This is a genomic window from Polynucleobacter sp. GWA2_45_21, assembly GCF_001830325.1.
GTDB lineage: Bacteria > Pseudomonadota > Gammaproteobacteria > Burkholderiales > Burkholderiaceae > Polynucleobacter.
The window spans coordinates 253,589-271,878 of record NZ_MHZG01000002.1 but is presented as its reverse complement, the minus strand read 5'-3'; the positions used below and the strand labels follow the sequence as shown (position 1 = coordinate 271,878).

The 18,290-nt window shown below is 46.4% G+C and carries 16 protein-coding genes; 6 read left to right on the top strand and 10 right to left on the bottom strand.

Features of this window, described 5'->3' with window-relative positions:
• Positions 1 to 23 precede the first annotated feature (23 nt).
• From A2X74_RS05215 to gloB, 3 genes are read right to left on the bottom strand one after another with little or no spacing between them, the layout of a single operon-like run.
• Positions 24 to 1,907, bottom strand: a complete 1,884-nt coding sequence (locus A2X74_RS05215; protein WP_293626175.1) for a propionate--CoA ligase — start codon at positions 1,905 to 1,907, stop codon at positions 24 to 26.
• Positions 1,908 to 1,942: 35 nt separating this feature from the next.
• Positions 1,943 to 3,349 (bottom strand): transglycosylase SLT domain-containing protein, encoded by a 1,407-nt coding sequence (locus A2X74_RS05210; protein ID WP_293626173.1) that lies wholly within the window; start codon positions 3,347 to 3,349, stop codon positions 1,943 to 1,945.
• Positions 3,349 to 4,155: a hydroxyacylglutathione hydrolase gene (gene gloB, locus A2X74_RS05205; protein WP_293626171.1), complete on the bottom strand. Its 807-nt coding sequence runs from the start codon at positions 4,153 to 4,155 to the stop codon at positions 3,349 to 3,351. The genes A2X74_RS05210 and gloB overlap by 1 nt, the downstream gene beginning before the upstream one ends.
• A gap of 6 nt (positions 4,156 to 4,161) precedes the next feature.
• Between gloB and A2X74_RS05200 the strand changes: the two genes are divergently transcribed.
• The 5 genes from A2X74_RS05200 (at position 4,162) to dnaQ (ending at position 10,639) form a co-directional block, all read left to right on the top strand.
• Positions 4,162 to 4,977 carry a class I SAM-dependent methyltransferase gene (locus A2X74_RS05200; RefSeq protein ID WP_293626169.1) on the top strand — a complete coding sequence of 272 codons (816 nt, stop codon included), beginning with the start codon at positions 4,162 to 4,164 and terminating at the stop codon, positions 4,975 to 4,977.
• Positions 4,978 to 4,999: 22 nt separating this feature from the next.
• Positions 5,000 to 5,437: a ribonuclease HI gene (rnhA, locus tag A2X74_RS05195; RefSeq protein WP_293626263.1), complete on the top strand. Its 438-nt coding sequence runs from the start codon at positions 5,000 to 5,002 to the stop codon at positions 5,435 to 5,437.
• Positions 5,438 to 5,550: 113 nt separating this feature from the next.
• Positions 5,551 to 6,834, top strand: a complete 1,284-nt coding sequence (locus A2X74_RS05190; RefSeq protein WP_293626165.1) for an efflux RND transporter periplasmic adaptor subunit — start codon at positions 5,551 to 5,553, stop codon at positions 6,832 to 6,834.
• The gene (locus A2X74_RS05185; RefSeq protein WP_293626161.1) at positions 6,831 to 9,929 is read left to right on the top strand and encodes an efflux RND transporter permease subunit; all 3,099 of its coding nucleotides are present in this window, start codon (positions 6,831 to 6,833) and stop codon (positions 9,927 to 9,929) included. Before A2X74_RS05190 ends, A2X74_RS05185 begins: the two co-directional genes overlap by 4 nt.
• Complete coding sequence (dnaQ, locus tag A2X74_RS05180) at positions 9,929 to 10,639, top strand: DNA polymerase III subunit epsilon (protein ID WP_293626159.1); 711 nt, start codon at positions 9,929 to 9,931, stop codon at positions 10,637 to 10,639. Before A2X74_RS05185 ends, dnaQ begins: the two co-directional genes overlap by 1 nt.
• Before the next feature lie 18 nt (positions 10,640 to 10,657).
• Here dnaQ and A2X74_RS05175 read toward each other — a convergent pair whose 3' ends face one another.
• From A2X74_RS05175 to A2X74_RS05165, 3 genes are read right to left on the bottom strand one after another with little or no spacing between them, the layout of a single operon-like run.
• Positions 10,658 to 11,725: a tartrate dehydrogenase gene (locus A2X74_RS05175; RefSeq protein WP_293626261.1), complete on the bottom strand. Its 1,068-nt coding sequence runs from the start codon at positions 11,723 to 11,725 to the stop codon at positions 10,658 to 10,660.
• Positions 11,726 to 11,777: 52 nt separating this feature from the next.
• Positions 11,778 to 12,437 (bottom strand): SprT family zinc-dependent metalloprotease, encoded by a 660-nt coding sequence (locus A2X74_RS05170; RefSeq protein WP_293626158.1) that lies wholly within the window; start codon positions 12,435 to 12,437, stop codon positions 11,778 to 11,780.
• 52 nt (positions 12,438 to 12,489) lie between these two features.
• The gene (locus A2X74_RS05165) at positions 12,490 to 13,611 is read right to left on the bottom strand and encodes an NADH:flavin oxidoreductase/NADH oxidase (protein ID WP_293626157.1); all 1,122 of its coding nucleotides are present in this window, start codon (positions 13,609 to 13,611) and stop codon (positions 12,490 to 12,492) included.
• Between the two features lie 147 nt (positions 13,612 to 13,758).
• Between A2X74_RS05165 and A2X74_RS05160 the strand changes: the two genes are divergently transcribed.
• Positions 13,759 to 15,279 (top strand): CoA-acylating methylmalonate-semialdehyde dehydrogenase, encoded by a 1,521-nt coding sequence (locus tag A2X74_RS05160; protein ID WP_293626156.1) that lies wholly within the window; start codon positions 13,759 to 13,761, stop codon positions 15,277 to 15,279.
• An 89-nt stretch (positions 15,280 to 15,368) separates the two neighbouring features.
• On the opposite strand, the gene A2X74_RS05155 is transcribed toward A2X74_RS05160, so the two are convergent.
• The 4 genes from A2X74_RS05155 to A2X74_RS05140 are packed head-to-tail and all read right to left on the bottom strand — an operon-like array spanning position 15,369 to position 18,238.
• Positions 15,369 to 16,034, bottom strand: coding sequence for an amino acid ABC transporter permease (locus A2X74_RS05155; protein WP_293626155.1), 666 nt, complete (start codon positions 16,032 to 16,034; stop codon positions 15,369 to 15,371).
• Complete coding sequence (locus A2X74_RS05150) at positions 16,034 to 16,765, bottom strand: amino acid ABC transporter ATP-binding protein (protein WP_293626153.1); 732 nt, start codon at positions 16,763 to 16,765, stop codon at positions 16,034 to 16,036. The genes A2X74_RS05155 and A2X74_RS05150 overlap by 1 nt, the downstream gene beginning before the upstream one ends.
• 22 nt (positions 16,766 to 16,787) lie before the next feature.
• Positions 16,788 to 17,441: an amino acid ABC transporter permease gene (locus tag A2X74_RS05145; protein ID WP_293626151.1), complete on the bottom strand. Its 654-nt coding sequence runs from the start codon at positions 17,439 to 17,441 to the stop codon at positions 16,788 to 16,790.
• Positions 17,442 to 17,485: 44 nt separating this feature from the next.
• Positions 17,486 to 18,238, bottom strand: a complete 753-nt coding sequence (locus A2X74_RS05140) for a transporter substrate-binding domain-containing protein (protein WP_293626149.1) — start codon at positions 18,236 to 18,238, stop codon at positions 17,486 to 17,488.
• Positions 18,239 to 18,290 lie beyond the last annotated feature (52 nt).

Here is an 18,290-nt window from a genome sequence, read left to right as displayed (position 1 = left end):
TTTTGATCATTTCCTGAGGAAATTTAAGACTTGGCGCTTTGCTCGATGATGGTCTTAATTTGAGCTAAAACAGTCTGATCTTCCATGGTGCTGATATCACCAGGATCACGCCCTTCAGCCACTGCTTGGAGTGCGCGGCGGACAATCTTGCCAGAACGCGTCTTAGGCAAGGCCGTCACAATATAAACACGTCCTGGACGAGCAATCGCGCCTAATGTGGAATCCACAGTTTTCATGCACTCCGCTTCCAAAGTTGCGGTATTCGAAGAATCCTTAGGAATCACAAAAGCAATCGCAGCCTGCCCTTTGAGCTTATCCTCAATACCCACTACCGCCACTTCTGAAACATTGGAATGGCCAGAAATACTCTCCTCGATCTCACGAGTGCCTAAACGGTGGCCGGCAACGTTAATCACATCATCGGTACGGCCCAAGATGAAGAAATAGCCGTCGTCATCCTTAATACCCCAGTCAAAGGTGGAATAAATCGTCTTACCAGGAATGGTTTCCCAGTAAGTACTGACAAAGCGCTTGTCATCACCCCAAACAGTTTGCATACAACCTGGAGGCAGAGGTCCTTCGATGGCAATCACGCCCTTCTTATCTGAACCCAACTCTTCTGAAGTCGCATCATCAAGCAACTTCATGTTGTAACCAAATGAAGGAACGCCAGGTGAACCAAATTTATGCGGCATGACTTCAACACCACGCTGAATTGCCAACATAGGCCAGCCAGTTTCTGTCTGCCAGTAGTTATCAACAATCGGCTTCTTGATCGCATCATGAATCCAGCTTGCAGTCGGCTCATCTAAAGGCTCGCCTGCCAAGAACAAGGCACGTAATGTTGAAAGATCATATTTTGTTAAGAATGCAGGATCTTGTTTCTTCAAAACACGAACTGCTGTTGGCGCAGAGAACATGACAGAAACTTTGTACTTCTCTACCAGCTTCCACCAAATACCTGCATCTGGGCTCAATGGTGTGCCCTCATACATGATCGTAGCCATACCATTGAGCAATGGGCCATAGATGATGTAGCTATGACCAACAACCCAACCAATATCTGAAGTAGTAAACATGGTTTCACCAGGCTTGCCACAGAAGATGTGGTTCATCGTGGACATCAAGGCCACAGCGTAACCACCGGTATCACGCTGCACGCCCTTAGGCTTGCCGGTTGTACCGGATGTATACAGAATATAAGAAGGATGCGTAGCATCAACCCACTCAACAGGCACCAAGTCATTTAAGTGTTTTTGGCGCTCACTCGCATAATCCAAATCACGTCCAGCAACTGTAGTGAACTCAGTTAAACCGCGATTCACGATCAATACTTTTTCTGGCTTGTAACTTGCCAGAGTAATAGCTTCATCCAGCAATGGCTTGTAAGGAACTGATTTGCCACCACGTGATCCTGCCTCTGAAGTCACAATCATCTTTGGTTTTGCATCATCAATACGTGAAGCTAGGCTATGGGATGCAAAGCCACCAAACACTACAGAGTGAATAGCGCCGATACGGGCGCAAGCGAGCATTGCAAAACAGGCTTCAGCAATCATCGGCATGTAGATCAATACGCGATCGCCTTTTTGCACACCATTGGCTTTGTAGATAGCAGCCATACGATTGACTTCTTCGTAGAGCTCTTTAAATGTGTATGCTTTTTCTACATTGGTTTCTGTTGACACAGCAACGAGAGCAATTTGATCCGCACGATCCTTGAGATGGCGATCAACTGCGTTGTAGCAAAGATTGGTTAAGCCGCCTTCAAACCATTTCGCAAACGGAGGGTTTGCGTAATCCAGAACCTTGTTAAATGGCTTCTCCCAGTGAATGAGTTTTGCCTGCTCTCCCCAGAAACCATCTGGGTCTTTAATGGAGCGTTCGTGTTCTGATTTATAGGACATGGTCAACCTAAATAAGTAAATTAAAGATTCTGAAATTATTGGATTTTGCTAGTTCCTTTGGCATTTGACGTCTTAGCTGCAGGGCTAGTAACTTTCGCAGTTCCATTTTTCGCAGATTTTGCAAGCCCTGTCGATGCGTGTTTATGCTGAGAACCAGCGCTATTTGGGGCGGATTTGCCCTGCGCCGCTGTTTTTGAGGACTTTCCTGATGCGCACTTGGCCCCTTTTGCACATTTTTTAAGCGCTGGAGCTGGTTTAACCAAACTGAGATTGGCATTCTCGGCCATTGCCAGCGAGATATCGCCAGTATGTTGACTAGTTTTTGGGATTAATACAGTTGACCCCGCCCGAATACGCATCCCCTTTGGAATGCCATTGATATCACGTAGGGCGTCTGGATCAACCCCCAAGGTCTTAGCAGCCCTATCTACTGGCTCAGTTTTTGCAATGCGCACCGCGGTCCAAGTGGAGAGTGGCTTGGTGTACTTTTTGAGGTTTTCTTGAAAGATCTCTGCATGCCCAAAAGGCAGCAAGATCTGCTGATTGGCATTACTTAAAATCACTGGCTTATTAAATGATGGATTGAGATTATGAAACTCTTCGGATGGAATCTCTGCCAACTTAATCACTAAATCAACGTCAATATCACTACCAACATCTACCGCCACAAAGTAAGGATGATTCTCCAATTCAGGCAAGACAATTCCATAAGCCTCAGGATCTAAAACGATTTGACGATAAGCCATGAGCTTGGGAACATAGTTACGAGTCTCATTAGGCATTTTTAGGCTGAGGTAATCAGTAGGCAGCCTGGCAGCCAAATTGCGCTTCTGGGCTTTAGCCACATTACCCGCACCCCAGTTATAAGCCGCTAAAGCAAGCTCCCAACTACCAAATTGCTTATGTAAACGCTGCAAATAATCGAGGGCAGCATCGGTCGATTGCAGTACATCCCTACGCTCGTCTCTAAAAACGTTTTGTGTCAGCTGAAAGTCTTTTCCGGTTGCCGGCATAAATTGCCATAAGCCCATCGCCTTTGCACTGGATTTAGCATGCGTTACAAAGGCACTCTCGATAAAGGGTAGGAGTGCAATCTCCATCGGCATATTTCGTGTGTGCACTTCTTGCACGATATAAAACAAATAGCGAGACGATCTAGCCATGGAGCGATGAACATAGTCAGGTCTTGCGCTAAGCCAGCGAACTTGCTCTATCTCCAAGGGAGTATTCATCGGCTCCATCTGAAAGCCATCGCGAATTCGTATCCACAGGTTGCTTGACGGGGCGTAAATACCGCTGACAGATTGATTCTTGAGATTGACCCGCTTCGCTTTTGCCGCCCGTGGATCTGATTGGCCCGCGGAATCCGAAGACCAGTCTCCAGTACTCGCGCAACCAGAGAGTGCGGCAATCAATAGGATCGCCGCATAGCGCCACAACATCAGAACCGGTCCTTCCAGGCCCGAATCACCGCTAGAACATGTGCGGGTGTTGGCAATAATTTTTCACCAGAGACTTCCATAGCTGCATTAATTACAGCCTGTTGGTCACAGCGCATAAAAGGATTCACCTGCAATTCCTGACCGATAGTCGTTGGCAAGGTTGGTAGATGTTGATCTCGCAGAGCCTTAGCAGTTTCTGCCCAAGTAATGAGGTTGGCATTATTGGGTTCAACTGCTAAAGCAAAGCGGATATTCGATAAGGTGTATTCATGGGTGCAATACACCAGTGTATTTTTCGGCAAGGCAATGAACTTAGCGAGAGATTGACTCATCTGCGTCGGGGTGCCTTCAAATAAGCGGCCACAGCCAGAGGCAAATAGAGTATCGCCACAGAACAACATCGGCTCAACAACATTGGCCTGCATATTCGCAAAGTAAGCAATGTGACTTAGAGTGTGGCCCGGCACCTCATACACCTCAAAGCTAATGCGTGGCGCAGCCACTTCGATCTTATCGCCCTCCATCATGGCGTTCGTGCGACCAGGAATGTCAATACTAGCGGGGCCATAGACCGGAACAGATCCCAGGGCCTGTAATAAATTCAGAATGCCGCCGGTATGGTCAGTATGGTGGTGGGTAATTAAAATACCAGTCAAAGTGAGGTTTTCTTGCCCCAGGTATTTCAAGACAGGCTCTGCATCACCCGGATCTACGATCAAGGCAGAATGACCATCATGAATGCACCAGATGTAGTTGTCATCAAAAGCCGGTATCGGCCAAACATGCAATAAAGTATTCTTCACCATACGCCCATGATACCAACCCCACCCTCCCCATCCCAGATGCCTGCACCACCATGGAGTTCATGGGAAAAGTGGCTGCAATCGCCTCCAGGACGCTATGTGCTGGCCTGGGAGCAAAAATGCTTCAATCAGATCGTAGCGGATGTCTTTGGTTTCTATGCCGTACAAATCGGTTTGCCACAAATCAACACTTTGGCAGAAAACCGTATGCCTTTGCATGCGCTCCTGATTCACTCCAATGATCGCCAAAAACAGCTTACCGAATTCAATTGGCATCAGGTTGAAGGCGATCCTAGCGAACTGCCTTTTGCATCCGAAACCATCGATTTATTGGTACTGCCGCATGTCTTGGAGTTTGCTGCGGACCCCCATCAAATTCTGCGGGAGGCAGAGCGTGTCCTGCGCCCAGAGGGTCGTCTTATTATTTCGGGCTTTAACCCGGCTAGTCTTTGGGGTATGCGCCAATATCTCAGCCGATTGATTGGCAGCCCCTACCTGCCTAGAGACGGGCAATTTATTAGCCTACTCAGAGTGAAAGACTGGTTGCAACTATTGAACTTCTCATTAGATCGCGGTCATTTTGGGTGCTACAAGCTCCCCCTGAGCAGTGCATCAGGCATGGGTAGAATGGATTTTATGGAGCCTGCTGGTAACCGCTGGTGGCCTATTTTTGGAGCAGTTTTTTTAGTTTCAGCCATTAAACGTCAGCAAGGCATCCGTCTCATTGGCCAGGTTCAGGGTTTACGGATTCCAGCACTCACCCAATTAAGCCCGGCAACTGAAAGTCGACAGAATTTAGCCAATAACCAAGACAAAGTAAATTAACGGAATGACTGATACCAAATCCCTGCCCCATATCGTCATATATACCGATGGTGCCTGCAAAGGCAATCCTGGCCCTGGTGGTTGGGGGGCAGTTTTACGCTCAGGCGGCCATGAGAAGCATTTGCATGGCGGCGCCGAGCACACCACCAATAACCGCATGGAAATTAGCGCAGTCATTCATGCGCTACGAGCCCTGAAGCAAACTAGCACTGTAGAGCTTTGGACTGACTCGCAGTACGTCCAAAAAGGTGTGACTGAGTGGCTTGAGGGTTGGAAAAAAAGAGGTTGGAAGACAGCCAGCAAGGATCCGGTTAAGAATGCCGATTTATGGCAAGAGCTGGATGCCCTTATCCCTGAACACAAGATCTCTTGGCATTGGGTTCGTGGACACAATGGCCACCCCGGAAATGAGTTGGCTGACTTACTGGCCAATCGGGGTGTAGAGGAATTTTTGCCTTAAGCCAAAGCATTGCCCTCAAGCCCGTTTTCAGTGGTCTTGTGAGAGAATGAAAAGATGTAAATTAGCTCCAAAAAGAGCCCTCAATCCTTATAAATCCAAGAAAAATCGAGAACGTGTCCAAAATAGAATCTGCGCTAGATAAAACTGTTGCCAAATTGCCATTACTCAAAAACTGGGTCATGACACGCTTGTGCAAAGTGTGGCAAAAGATCTCTCCTGCATTCTTTTCATTAAAAAAATTAGATTACCCCACTAGCAAAGCTTTGGTAATACAGTACAAGTGGCGTATTTTGATTGTGGCGCTCGTCCTATTTGCAGGATCAAAAGCCTACGATTACTTTTTCCCACCTAGCGGCAAAGCTGGTGCAGTTCAAACCATCACCAGCATCGTGACTGAAAAGAAAGATATCCCACTCGTGATTGAAGCTACTGGAACAATTGTTTCCAACAGCATTGTGGATATTCGTCCAATGGTCACCAACAAGGTTGAGAAGATTCATATTAAAGATGGTCAAGATGTCAAAGCGGGTGAACTCTTATTTACTCTCGACAATCGCACTGACACGGCTAACTATGAAAAGCTCAAAGCATTAGCTGATGATGCTCAAAAACAATACTTACGTGCTAAGGAATTGGTTGCTAAGAACTTTATTTCAAAAGCAGGATTAGAAACTGCCTTAGCCAATGCAAAGTCAGCCCAAGCTGCAGCAGAGACTGCTCGCGTGCAACTCTCTTTCGACTTCATTCGCTCCCCTATTGATGGCAAGGCTGGCATCATCAACGTTTTCCCAGGAACACTGGTGCAGGCCAGCAATACAGTGATCAGTGCAACCAATGCATCTTCGACCTCCACCACCAGTTCAATGGTCACCATTACGCAACTCAATCCAATTAACGTTCAGTTTGTCATTCCAGAAAAAGATATTCCCGTTCTTCTAGAAAACAAACAAAGTGATGCACCCATGAAAGTACAAGTGACTGTTGGCAACAACACTCAACGTGTTTTCAATGGTGAAGTGCTTGTGGTTGATAACCAAGTTGATCCTCTCATTGCGGCAGTGCGTGTTAAAGCACAAATACCGAATGAGAAGTACGAGCTGCTACCAGGTCAATTTGCGCGCGTCTCTTTAAATGCCAACACCTTAAAAGATGTCATTGCCATTCCATCGGAGGCGATTGTCTTGAATCCTAAAGGCCGCTTGGTCTACATTGTGGATAAGGATGGCAAGGTGACATCTAAACCCATCACTGTGAGCTATGAATACCAAGGCACTTCTGTTGTAAACGGCCTGGAAGCTGGTCAACGAATTGTCGTGGAAGGCAAACAAAATCTGCGTACAGGAAGCAAAGTGCGTGAAGCTAAACCAGCTAACGCTCCTGCAGCCCAAGCAAAATGACACTTTCAGAATTATGCATTAGAAGACCGGTAATGACGGTTTTGCTCTCGCTAGCAACCGTGATCGCTGGCAGCGTCGCCTATTTTAAGATTCCGGTTGCCGCCCTACCCAGCTTTAATACGCCGATCATCTCGGTCACAGCAACTCTACCGGGTGCCTCACCGGAGAATATGGCTTCAGCTGTAGCGCTACCTTTAGAAAAAGAGTTTTCTACTATTGATGGCATCAAAATCATTAGCTCAAATAGCACCCTAGGGGCTACCAGCGTTACTCTCGAGTTTAATAATGATCGCGATATTGATAAGGCGGCTGTTGATGTTCAAGCAGCTTTATTGCGAGCCCAAAGACGCCTGCCAATTGAGATGACGATTCCACCGTCATATCGCAAAATTAATCCAGCAGATACTCCGGTCATCATTATTAGGATGAGCTCACCATCTATCAGCCTATCCGAGATTAATGATTACGCCGAAAATTTGATGGCCCCCAATCTGTCCACCATCAGCGGCGTTTCGCAAGTGAATGTGTATGGCGCCAAACGATATGCGATTCGCGTTAGCGCTCAACCAGACGCCCTAGGTAATCGTAATATCACCATGGATGAGTTGGCTGCAGCTATTAATAAAGCCAACACCAATAGCCCTATCGGCACGCTTGATGGCCCAAGACAACTGATTACGATCTATGCAAACCCGCAACTCGTTAAAGCTGAAGAATTTGGCAATCTGATCATTGCGCAACGCAATGGCTTCCCGGTATACCTCAAAGATGTTGCTGTTGTTGAAGAGAGTTATGAGGATGTTAAAACCTTTGCGAGCGCTAAAGGCGAGCGCTCAATTGCAATGGGAGTAATGCGTCAGCCCAATGCAAACACAGTAGAAGTCGTCAACGAGATTAAACGTTTACTCCCGACTCTTAAAGCTCAGCTACCAGAATCTATTCAGCTCAGCCTCGTTAACGATAGATCAACATCGATTATTGAATCGATCCATGATGTCAATATCACCCTGCTATTAACAATTGCATTGGTTGTGCTCGTCATCTTCTTATTTCTTAAAAATATTGCAGCTACTGTCATCCCTTCTATTAGCTTGCCGATTTCTCTTATTGGCGCTTTCTTTGTCTTTTATTTTATGGGGTATAGCCTAGACAATATTTCGCTCTTAGGCATTACTTTAGCGGTTGGATTAGTAGTGGATGATGCAATTGTTGTTCTAGAAAACATCATGCGCTACATCGAGGGTGGCATGAGCCCACTAAAGGCTGCACTGAAGGGAAGTAAAGAGGTTGGATTTACGATCGTCTCCATCTCACTATCTCTTGTTGCTGTATTTATTCCGCTCTTTTTTATGGCAGGGCCTATCGGACTTCTATTTAGAGAATTCGCAGTCGTTGTCACCCTCTCAATTCTTGTCTCAGCCGTAGTCTCGCTCACTATAGTGCCCATGCTATGCAGTCGATTTCTCAAAGAGCAGCATGGCGAATCCAAAAGCTATCGACTCACAAAGGGCTTTGATCGCATATTTACCTGGTCTCTCAATACGTACACCCATTATTTAGACTTAGCACTGCTTAATAGAAAAAAAGTGTTGTGGGGAACGTTAGCCACTTTCATAGTCACGATTGCCCTCTTTGTATTTAGTCCAAAGGGATTCTTCCCAGAAGAAGATATTGGGCAACTCCGCATCACAGTTGAGGCAGCACAAGATACCTCGTTTAAAACAATGCTTGAATTACAAGATCGTGCTGCAGTGATCGTAGATGAAGATCCCAATGTAGAAACATCCATCTCGATTTTGGGTGGGGGTATGAGCTCAGGGCGTAATACCGGTAGATTCTTTGTGATTCTGAAACCCAAGAGTGAACGCCAGAAGATGAGCAAGGTCATGGAGGGATTGCGGGCTAAATTTAAAGAAATCCCAGGTATTCAGATTTATATGAGTCCGGTGCAAAACTTACAACTTGGTGGCCGTAGCAGCAAAAGCCGCTATCAATACACACTTCAAAGCGTCGGGTTTGAAGGTGTGAATGAGTGGGCTGAAAAGATGCTCGAGAAGATGCGCTCTGACCCTATATTTAGAGATGTCACTAGCGATTCCCAATTAAAAGGCTTAAACGTCAAAATTGATATTGACCGTGAAAAAGCAGCTAGTGCTGGCGTCTCTGTTGCAGATATCCGCACAGCGCTCTACTCTTCATTTGGTGAACGCCAAGTCTCGACGATTTATACGCCCGTCAACACCTACCGAGTCATTCTAGAGACTGCCGAAAACGATCGACAATTTGAAACCGATCTCAATAAAGTCTACGTCCGAGGTAGATCAACCAATACACTTATTCCTCTCTCGAGCTTAGCAACGTTTACACGCACAGTGGGGCCGACATCTGTTAACCATCAAGGTCAAATTCCGGCGGTGACGATTTCCTTCAATTTAGCGCCGGATGTCTTTCTAGGAGATGCCACCAAGGCGATTGATAAGTTTGCAGAGCAAATTAAGTTGCCAGCCTCAATCATCACTAGCTATGGTGGTGATGCGGCAGTATTTAAAAGCAATCAATCTGGCCAAATTATTTTGTTACTTGGGGCCTTGGGAGTTATTTATGTTCTCCTAGGTGTCTTGTACGAAAGCTATATTCACCCACTCACTATTTTGGCCGGCCTACCCTCTGCTGCGATTGGCGCCATTCTAGCCTTGCGCATTTTTGGATTTGAGCTAACCATCGTTGCATCCATTGGCATCCTGCTGCTCATTGGTATCGTGAAAAAGAATGCGATTCTGATGATTGACTTTGCGCTAGATGCGCAACGCAACAAAGGGCTTTCACCTGAAAAAGCAATTCGCGAAGCCTGTATCCTGCGCTTCAGACCTATCATGATGACGACCATTGCTGCCCTCATGGGAGCACTGCCGATTGCGCTTGGTTTAGGTGCGGGCGCCGAACTGCGTCAACCTTTAGGCATTAGCGTAGCCGGTGGTTTGATCTTCTCTCAATTTGTCACCTTAATCATTACTCCTGTGATCTATCTCTATTTAGATAAATATGCGGGTAATGGGCCCATGAACATCCCAGAATCTGTGTTGGAAGGCACCTAATGCGTCAAGTTATTCTCGATACCGAAACTACTGGTCTTAATCCTGCGACTGGTGATCGTATTATTGAAATCGGTTGCGTTGAGATGGTGGGTCGTCGACTAACTGATCGCACTTTCCATTACTATATTAATCCTGAGCGCGATATCGATGCAGGTGCTTTTGCAGTTCACGGCCTATCTCGTGAATTCTTATCCGATAAACCGGTATTTGCGAATATTGTTGAAGAGTTGATTGAGTTTGTTGATGGTGCTGAGGTTGTCATTCATAACGCAGCCTTTGACTTGGGATTCTTGGATAACGAATTTGCTTTACTCAAGCGCCCACCATTTAGAGGCCTTGCCTCCAAAATTACCGACACCCTACTTGATGCCCGTCAAATGTTTCCGGGTAAACGTAATTCCTTAGATGCCCTCTGTGAACGCTTTGCCATTAGCAATCAACATCGCACCTTGCACGGCGCTTTACTTGATGCTCAGTTATTAGCGGAGGTCTATGTAGCCATGACACGTGGGCAAGAAGATCTATCCATTGATCTGATTGATTACACCGTTGGCACCGATGCATCCGGCCAAATCAAAGCCTTACCAAGCAAGCTCAAGCTCATGACTGCAAGTGAAGAGGATTGCCAGCTGCACGAAAAGATCCTAGCTGAGATTGCAAAGGCAAGTAAAAAGGACCCCGTATGGAGTCCTTCTGCTGCAACTAACTAATAGGCTAACTAAAACCAATTAGATTTCTGCTGCGATCGCCTTACCCAAGTCATCCGTACGAGACTTGCCACCTAAGTCAGGCGTCAGTGGGGAGTTATCTGCAGCAAGAACTCGCTCAATTGCATTAAAGATAGCCTTGCCTGCCTCTGGATAGCCTAGGTGATCCAACATCATCGACCCAGACCAAATTTGCCCAATTGGATTAGCAATCATCTTGCCAAAGATATCGGGCGCTGATCCATGCACTGGTTCGAATAAAGAAGGAAATTTACCTTCTGGATTAATACTTCCTGATGGTGCAACTGCAATTGTTCCGGTGCATGCTGGACCTAAGTCCGACAAGATATCTCCAAATAAATTGCTGGCAACCACAACATCAAACCTGTCTGGGTTCATCACGAAGTGCGCAGCCAAGATATCGATATGGTATTTGTCCATTCTGACATCGCCAAATTGCTTAGCCATCGCCTCAACTCGCTCATCCCAATAGGGCATGGTGATTGCAATGCCATTGGACTTAGTAGTGGAGGTTAAATGTTTCTTAGGACGACTTTGGGCTAGATCAAAAGCATACTGAAGAATGCGGTCAACCCCCTGCCTTGTAAAAATAGATTCTTGAATTACAAACTCTCGATCAGTATCAGGAAACATTTTTCCGCCAACACTGGAGTATTCACCCTCGGTATTTTCACGTACAACGTAAAAATCAATATCCCCCGGCTTGCGGTTTGCTAATGGGCATGGCACACCGGGAAGCAGTCGCACTGGTCGCAAATTGACGTATTGGTCAAAGCAGCGACGAAACTGAATGAGACTTCCCCACAAAGAGACATGGTCTGGAAGGATATTTGGCATACCAACGGCGCCAAAGAAGATGGCATCGTATTGCATCAGCGTATCAAACCAATCATCCGGCATCATCTTGCCGTGCTGAAGATAGTAGTCGCAGCTTGCAAAATCAAAATGGTCGAACTGCATACCAATGCCAAACTTTTTGCTAGCGGCTTCTAGTGCACGAACGCCTTCTGGCATGACCTCTTTACCGATTCCGTCTCCAGCAATAACGGCGATTTTTGGATTCTGAATTACTTTATTTTTCTTCATTTAATGGGTCATCCGATTATTTGCATGCATGGGTTTAGCTAATCGCCCGACGAATCTCATCGGCCTTGGGTTTGGAACCAGTTACCGATTCTGTATCGTGCTCGGTTGTATTTTCAATTGTCTCGGCGACAGTCTCCTGCATCCGAATATTATCTTTTGGGCAAATTGGAGCTCCGTATGTAGCCCACTTCTTTAATAAGGTCACCTCATATCCACACTGGGCACATTTGGCTTTATTGCGACTTGCATTGCTCGGTATTGGTGGCGGAAAAACAATCGCTTGATGAGGATATGGGCCAAGCTCTTGGCTAATCATCATCAGACGTACCATCAACTCTTCAGTAGCATGCGCCATTCTGGCAGGGCCTTCTAGACCGACGGTCTGGGCGATGCCTTTAAAGTCTTCGCCGTGACCACTAAAGCAATCATCTACCGCATGACATAACTCATGTACTAAGGTATCTAACAATTGCACTGGATCATCCAACTTTGGAGAAATGAAAATCTCATTTACTCCACCACCAGAACGCTCGCGGGGCCAGCACTGTCCTAGCGTTGTTCTCGGACTGCTAGAGGCTGGAAATCCGCACGATACGCGAACGGGCGGAATTGCGTAGCCCGCCTTTGAAAACACGGGCTCTAAATGTCTTACGGCATCTTCCAGCCAAGATTCTCTTACGGAGTGTTGCTTCATAACTAACTCAGTGATATTTAATATTAGGGGTTGAATACGGGATAGGGATCTATTATCGCTGTCCTACTTTGACATCCCCGAATATGGCTTGGGCTTCACGCGGCAGACAACGCCAATAGCGCTCATTCGATGGTACGGTACCGCCCAAGGCTGCAGCAGCCTCCCAAGCCCATCGTGGCTTATATAAAAATGCTCGGGCCAAGGCAATCAAATCTGCATCCCCTTTTTGGAGAATATCTTCTGCTTGCTGGGGTTCTGTAATCAAGCCAACTGTCATCGTAGGTAAGCCAGATTGATCTTTTACGATTTTGGCAAATGGCACTTGGTAATTTGGCCCTATCGCGATCTTTTGCAAGGGTGAAATACCCCCCGATGAAATATGTACAAAATCACATCCCAATGGTTTTAGGCGGGATGCAAAATCTGCAGTTTCCTGGGGAGTCCAGCCACCCTCAATCCAATCGCTGGCAGAAATCCGAATACCCAAGACGCCTTGATATGCTTTGCGTACTGCTGCAAATAATTCCAAGAGGAAGCGGATGCGATTCTCATAAGAGCCGCCATATTCGTCAGTGCGCTGATTGGCGATTGGCGATAAAAATTGATGCAGGAGGTAGCCATGAGCCCCATGCAACTCAATACCATCTACGCCAATGCGATCAGCACGCTGCGCCGCAACAACAAATGCTGCTATGAGTTCTGCCAATTCTGCTTTAGAAAGTTCATGAGGTAAACGCTCATCCTTTAACTGAGGAATAGCTGATGGGGCAAGCGTATCCCAACCACCCTGCTCTTTAGAGAGCAATTGCCCGCCTTCCCAGGGGGTAGCGCTAGAGGCTTTTCGGCCAGCATGCGCCAACTGAATGAAAACAGGGGTTTTGGGGGCCAGCTTACGAGCTCGACTCAGCTTGTCTTTTAGGGCAGCCTCAGTACGGTCATCCCATAAACCAAGGCAGGCAGGGGTAATGCGCCCCTCTGGCGTCACACCAGTGGCCTCAATAATGAACAAGCCTGCCCCGCTATTCAGGAGATTACCCCAGTGCATTAAATGCCAATCCTGAGCCTCGCCATTCACAGCCGAGTATTGGCACATGGGCGCCACTACGATGCGATTGGGGAGCGTTATACCGCCCTTAGGAGAGCTCAGCGTGTAGCTGGAAAATAGAAGACTCATTTAAATGCCCTTGGATCTTGAAAAGCGAAAAGGTAATGAAAGCGATAAAATAGAATGAGTAGGATAAACGAGACCATAGACTTCTGCGGATACCAAGTCATCCAAGTCTATTGACCCTAAAACTAGAAAAAATATTAGGCAAAATCTATGAGCGCACCACAAGCCTTTGAATCAAAAGAAGATATTGGCCATTTTGTTGACGGTAAAGTCGTCAATCCGAAAGACGGTCGTTTTGCCGATGTCTTTAACCCTTCTACAGGAGCCGTTGCAAGACGCGTTTCTTTAGCCAGCCGCAAGGATGTTGACGCTACCGTGGCAGTTGCCCAAAAGGCCTTTGAAAGCTGGAGCCAAACCTCCCCATTGCGCCGCGCACGCATCATGTTCAAGTACCTTGAACTACTCAATGCTCATCGTGATGAATTAGCCGCCATTATTACTGCCGAGCATGGCAAAGTATTTACTGATGCCCAGGGCGAAGTCACGCGCGGTATTGATATCGTTGAATTTGCTACTGGCATTCCAGAATTGCTCAAAGGTGATTACACCGAGCAAGTCTCTACCGATATTGATAACTGGGTCATGCGTCAACCTTTGGGAGTGGTTGCCGGTATCACCCCATTTAACTTCCCCGTAATGGTGCCAATGTGGATGTTCCCGGTGGCCATTGCTTGCGGTAATACCTTCATCCTGAAACCAAGCCCAACCGATCCTTCAGCTTCCCTGTTGATGGCCAAGCTCTTAAAAGAGGCCGGTTTACCTGACGGTGTATTTAACGTTGTTCAGGGCGACAAAGAGGCTGTTGATGCCTTAATTGAAAACCCCGATGTCAAGGCAGTGAGCTTTGTCGGCTCAACCCCAATTGCTAACTACATCTATGAGCGTTGCGCACACTTTGGCAAACGCTCGCAAGCATTGGGCGGCGCTAAGAACCATATGGTTGTCATGCCTGATGCGGACATCGATAAAACAATTGATGCTTTGATTGGTGCAGCCTACGGTTCTGCTGGCGAGCGTTGCATGGCAATTTCAGTAGCCGTTTTAGTTGGCGATGTTGCAGAGAAAATCATGCCAAAACTGATTGAGCGCACCAAAACTCTTAAAGTAAAGAACGGCATGGAGCTCGATGCTGAAATGGGCCCTATCGTTACGAAGGCCGCCTTAGAGCGTATTACTAGCTACATTGAAAGTGGTGTAGCCTCAGGCGCCACGTTACTCGTAGATGGTCGCGGCTTGAAAGTACCAGGTCATGACAATGGCTTCTTTATTGGTGGCACCCTTTTTGACAACGTCACCCCAGAGATGAAGATCTACCTAGAAGAAATCTTTGGCCCAGTTCTATCTTGCGTGCGCGTAGCGAACTTCACTGAAGCATTAAATTTAGTGAATGCTTGCGAGTACGGCAATGGGGTAGCTTGCTTTACAAGCGATGGCAATATTGCCCGTGAATTTGCCCGTCGTGTTCAGGTGGGCATGGTTGGTATCAACGTGCCTATTCCAGTTCCAATGGCTTGGCATGGTTTTGGTGGCTGGAAGAAGTCCCTCTTTGGCGATATGCATGCTTATGGCAAAGAAGGTGTTCGCTTCTATACCAAGCAGAAAAGCGTAATGCAGCGCTGGCCTGAGAGCATTGCTAAAGGCGCAGAGTTTGTAATGCCAACTTCGAAATAATTGATGCTACGGTAAGTATCTATCAATAAAAATAGCGGCCTTCGGGTCGCTATTTTTTTATCCCTCAACCGTATAACTGAGGAATATCCTTAGGCAGGAATAAAGTAACGCCGCTCAATCGCGCGAGCGAATAAGACAATTACTGAGACCAAAGCTAGATACACCAAGGCAGCTAAGAAGTAGGCTTTAAAGAATTGGAAGTTTGTAGCAGCCAATTCTTGTATGCGAGCAAAGAACTCGGTGTACTGAATCAAAAATGCAACCGAACTGTCTTTTAGATTCGCAATCACTTGATTGGTGAGTGCAGGAATGGAAAGGCGAATGACCTGCGGCAAAGTAATGAACTTAAAAATCTGCAAAGGACTAAATCCCTGCGCACTCGCTGCCTCAAGTTGGGTCTTATCCAAACCATTAAAGGCAGTCTTTAAATACGCTGCGTTGTAGGCAGCCACATTGAAAGTAAAGCCAATAAAAGCCACTGTAAATGGAGAGAGTCGAACACCCCATTGCGGTAAGCCGTAATACATTAAGAACAACAGAACAATTAAGGGCATCCCAATAAAGAAGGAGATATAAGAATTGATAGCACTGCGCAGATACTGATTCTTGCTGAGGGTGAGATAAAACACCACGATACCCAATAGCAATCCTGAGATGCTAATCAAGCCTGCTAATTGCAAAGTATTCACAAGCCCAGTCAGAATTAAGGGCATCTGCTCCGTGAGATCACGGATGAATGATGACCACCCTCCCATTAACGCTTTTCCTCTGCGCCAAAGAAGGCATTGATTTCTGGATCAGCGTGCTTACTCAAAGCATCAATCCGATCATCAGCACGAATCACACCGCGATCTAAGAACATCACTGTATCCGCTATATTGCGGGCCAAGTTGAGGTCATGAGTAACGCAGATCATGGTGATACCTTCGCCATGCAAGCGATTAATCAGATCAGCAACATCTCTAGACATCACAGGGTCTAATGCTGAAGTGGGCTCATCGAGGACTAAGACTGCTGGATCCATAGCAAGCGCCCTTGCAATGGCTACGCGTTGCTTCTGCCCTCCTGAAAGCTGTGAGGGGTATTTATCTTGATGCGGCGTCATTTCAAAATGAGACAACTCAAATAAAGCCTTTTCTTTCGCCTCTGCCTTGCCCATCCCGTGAAGCTTGCGCAGACCTAATGAAACATTATCCAAAACAGTCAAATGACTATACAAAGCAAACTGCTGAAATACGAAACCAATTTGCTTGCGCAACTCTCGCACATCAACATCAGGGCCTAGTACTTCCCTACCCCTAAAAACGATCGATCCGGAAGTAGGCTCAACCAAGCGATTGAGGCAGCGCAATAAAGTAGACTTACCAGAGCCTGATGCACCCATCAAGACGCGCACATCGCCCTCATTGAGATCGAGATTGACATTGGACAGAACTGTTTGTCCACCAAACTCCTTAACCAAATCTCTTACTTGAATTAGTGCCACAGTATTACCTCTTTTGATAATGTCATGCTGGACTCATCCCCGGAATTTGATAGCGCTTAGCTAGTAACTGAACGCCAAGCAAGCAGATTTTATAAATCACAAAATAGAGAATGCCCACTGCTAGATAGATTTCAATACCTCGTAGCGTTGTCGAGGTCAAGGTCATGGCTTGCTTGGTAATCTCTGGGATCCCAACGGTGTAAGCAAATGGTGAGTACTTTAAAACTGAGGTGAACTCATTGACCATCCCCGGAACCGAATATCGCAACATCTGCGGTAGCTCGATAAACCTGAGAACCTGAATGCGGCTCATACCCATGGCTTGAGCAGCAGTCACTTCAGCAGGATCTATAGAATTGAATGCCCCCCGAAATACCTCCGCCAAATACGCTGAAGCAACCAAACCTAGGCTGAGAGCCATCGCCATTAAGGGTGGGACTTTAAAACCAATACCCGGCAAGCCAAAGTACACCATAAACAGCAAAACTAAAACTGGTACACCCCTAAATACATAGGTATAGCCGTCAATCATCGGAATGAGCCAAGGAATATCCATACGACGCAGGCTTGCCAGAAATAAACCCACCACTAAACCCGTTGCAGAGCAAACGAGCGTTACTAGCACCGTATAAGAAATGCCCTGGGCTAACTGGGTGAGAATATCCAGAAAAGTCACAGGGCAGGCTTTCGACTACTAATTAAGACTTTGATCGGTAGCGATTATTTCATCCACTTATCTAGAATGGTCTTAATTTTATCTGGGCCGAGTTCACTGAGGTATTTATCAAAGTCATCACGCAACTTAGAGCCTTTAGCAAAAGCAAAGCCGAGCTTATCAAAACCTGTAAATACATAGCTACTCTGAATCGGTAGCTTCAACTTGTTCTCATAATTGAGAAATACAGGCTCCTCAATAAATGCCAGATCGAGATTGCCATTTTGCAGATCGGTAATCACTTCAGCATATGAAGGATATAGCTTGACCTTGCTCAAGGAGTAGTAACCTTTTGGCTCCAACTCATTTTTAATAAGGTCGTCGTAAGCCATGCCACGCGGATAACCAATGGAGTATTTCTTCAGCTGATTCAAATCCGTGATTTGGATATTTTTATTCTTCATACTCACTAAATGCCAAGCATTGTCATAGTAAGGCTGAGAGAAATCCATGACCTCTTTACGCTTATCCGTAATAGAGATGCCAGAGAAGGCAACATCTGCTTGGCCACTAGAAACAGCACCTAGCATTCCAGCCCAATCATAAGGAGTTACCTTAAAAGTGCAGCCGCGAGACTGGCAGTAGCCCTGGAAAATATCCATATCTACACCAACGATCTGACCTTTGTCGTCAAACAACATCGGCGGAGATGCAGGGGATACGGCAACCTTAATTTCTTTGGAATCGGAGGACTTGGAGCAAGCTACAACCGTGAGCGCTAGAACAGCGGCAAACAGTGCCAGAAAAAAGCGTTTCATAAGTACCTCTCCCATCCTAATAAATAGTTACACCCAGATCTTGGGTTCACAC

Bases quoted from the DNA above. Each gene is read 5' to 3' on its own strand.
- A2X74_RS05215 (WP_293626175.1), bottom strand. From the start codon at position 1,907: ATGTCCTATAAATCAGAACACGAACGCTCCATTAAAGACCCAGATGGT.
- A2X74_RS05210 (WP_293626173.1), bottom strand. From the start codon at position 3,349: ATGTTGTGGCGCTATGCGGCGATCCTATTGATTGCCGCACTCTCTGGT.
- gloB (WP_293626171.1), bottom strand. From the start codon at position 4,155: ATGGTGAAGAATACTTTATTGCATGTTTGGCCGATACCGGCTTTTGAT.
- A2X74_RS05200 (WP_293626169.1), top strand. From the start codon at position 4,162: ATGATACCAACCCCACCCTCCCCATCCCAGATGCCTGCACCACCATGG.
- A2X74_RS05185 (WP_293626161.1), top strand. From the start codon at position 6,831: ATGACACTTTCAGAATTATGCATTAGAAGACCGGTAATGACGGTTTTG.
- dnaQ (WP_293626159.1), top strand. From the start codon at position 9,929: ATGCGTCAAGTTATTCTCGATACCGAAACTACTGGTCTTAATCCTGCG.
- A2X74_RS05170 (WP_293626158.1), bottom strand. From the start codon at position 12,437: ATGAAGCAACACTCCGTAAGAGAATCTTGGCTGGAAGATGCCGTAAGA.
- A2X74_RS05165 (WP_293626157.1), bottom strand. From the start codon at position 13,611: ATGAGTCTTCTATTTTCCAGCTACACGCTGAGCTCTCCTAAGGGCGGT.
- A2X74_RS05160 (WP_293626156.1), top strand. From the start codon at position 13,759: ATGAGCGCACCACAAGCCTTTGAATCAAAAGAAGATATTGGCCATTTT.
- A2X74_RS05155 (WP_293626155.1), bottom strand. From the start codon at position 16,034: ATGGGAGGGTGGTCATCATTCATCCGTGATCTCACGGAGCAGATGCCC.
- A2X74_RS05140 (WP_293626149.1), bottom strand. From the start codon at position 18,238: ATGAAACGCTTTTTTCTGGCACTGTTTGCCGCTGTTCTAGCGCTCACG.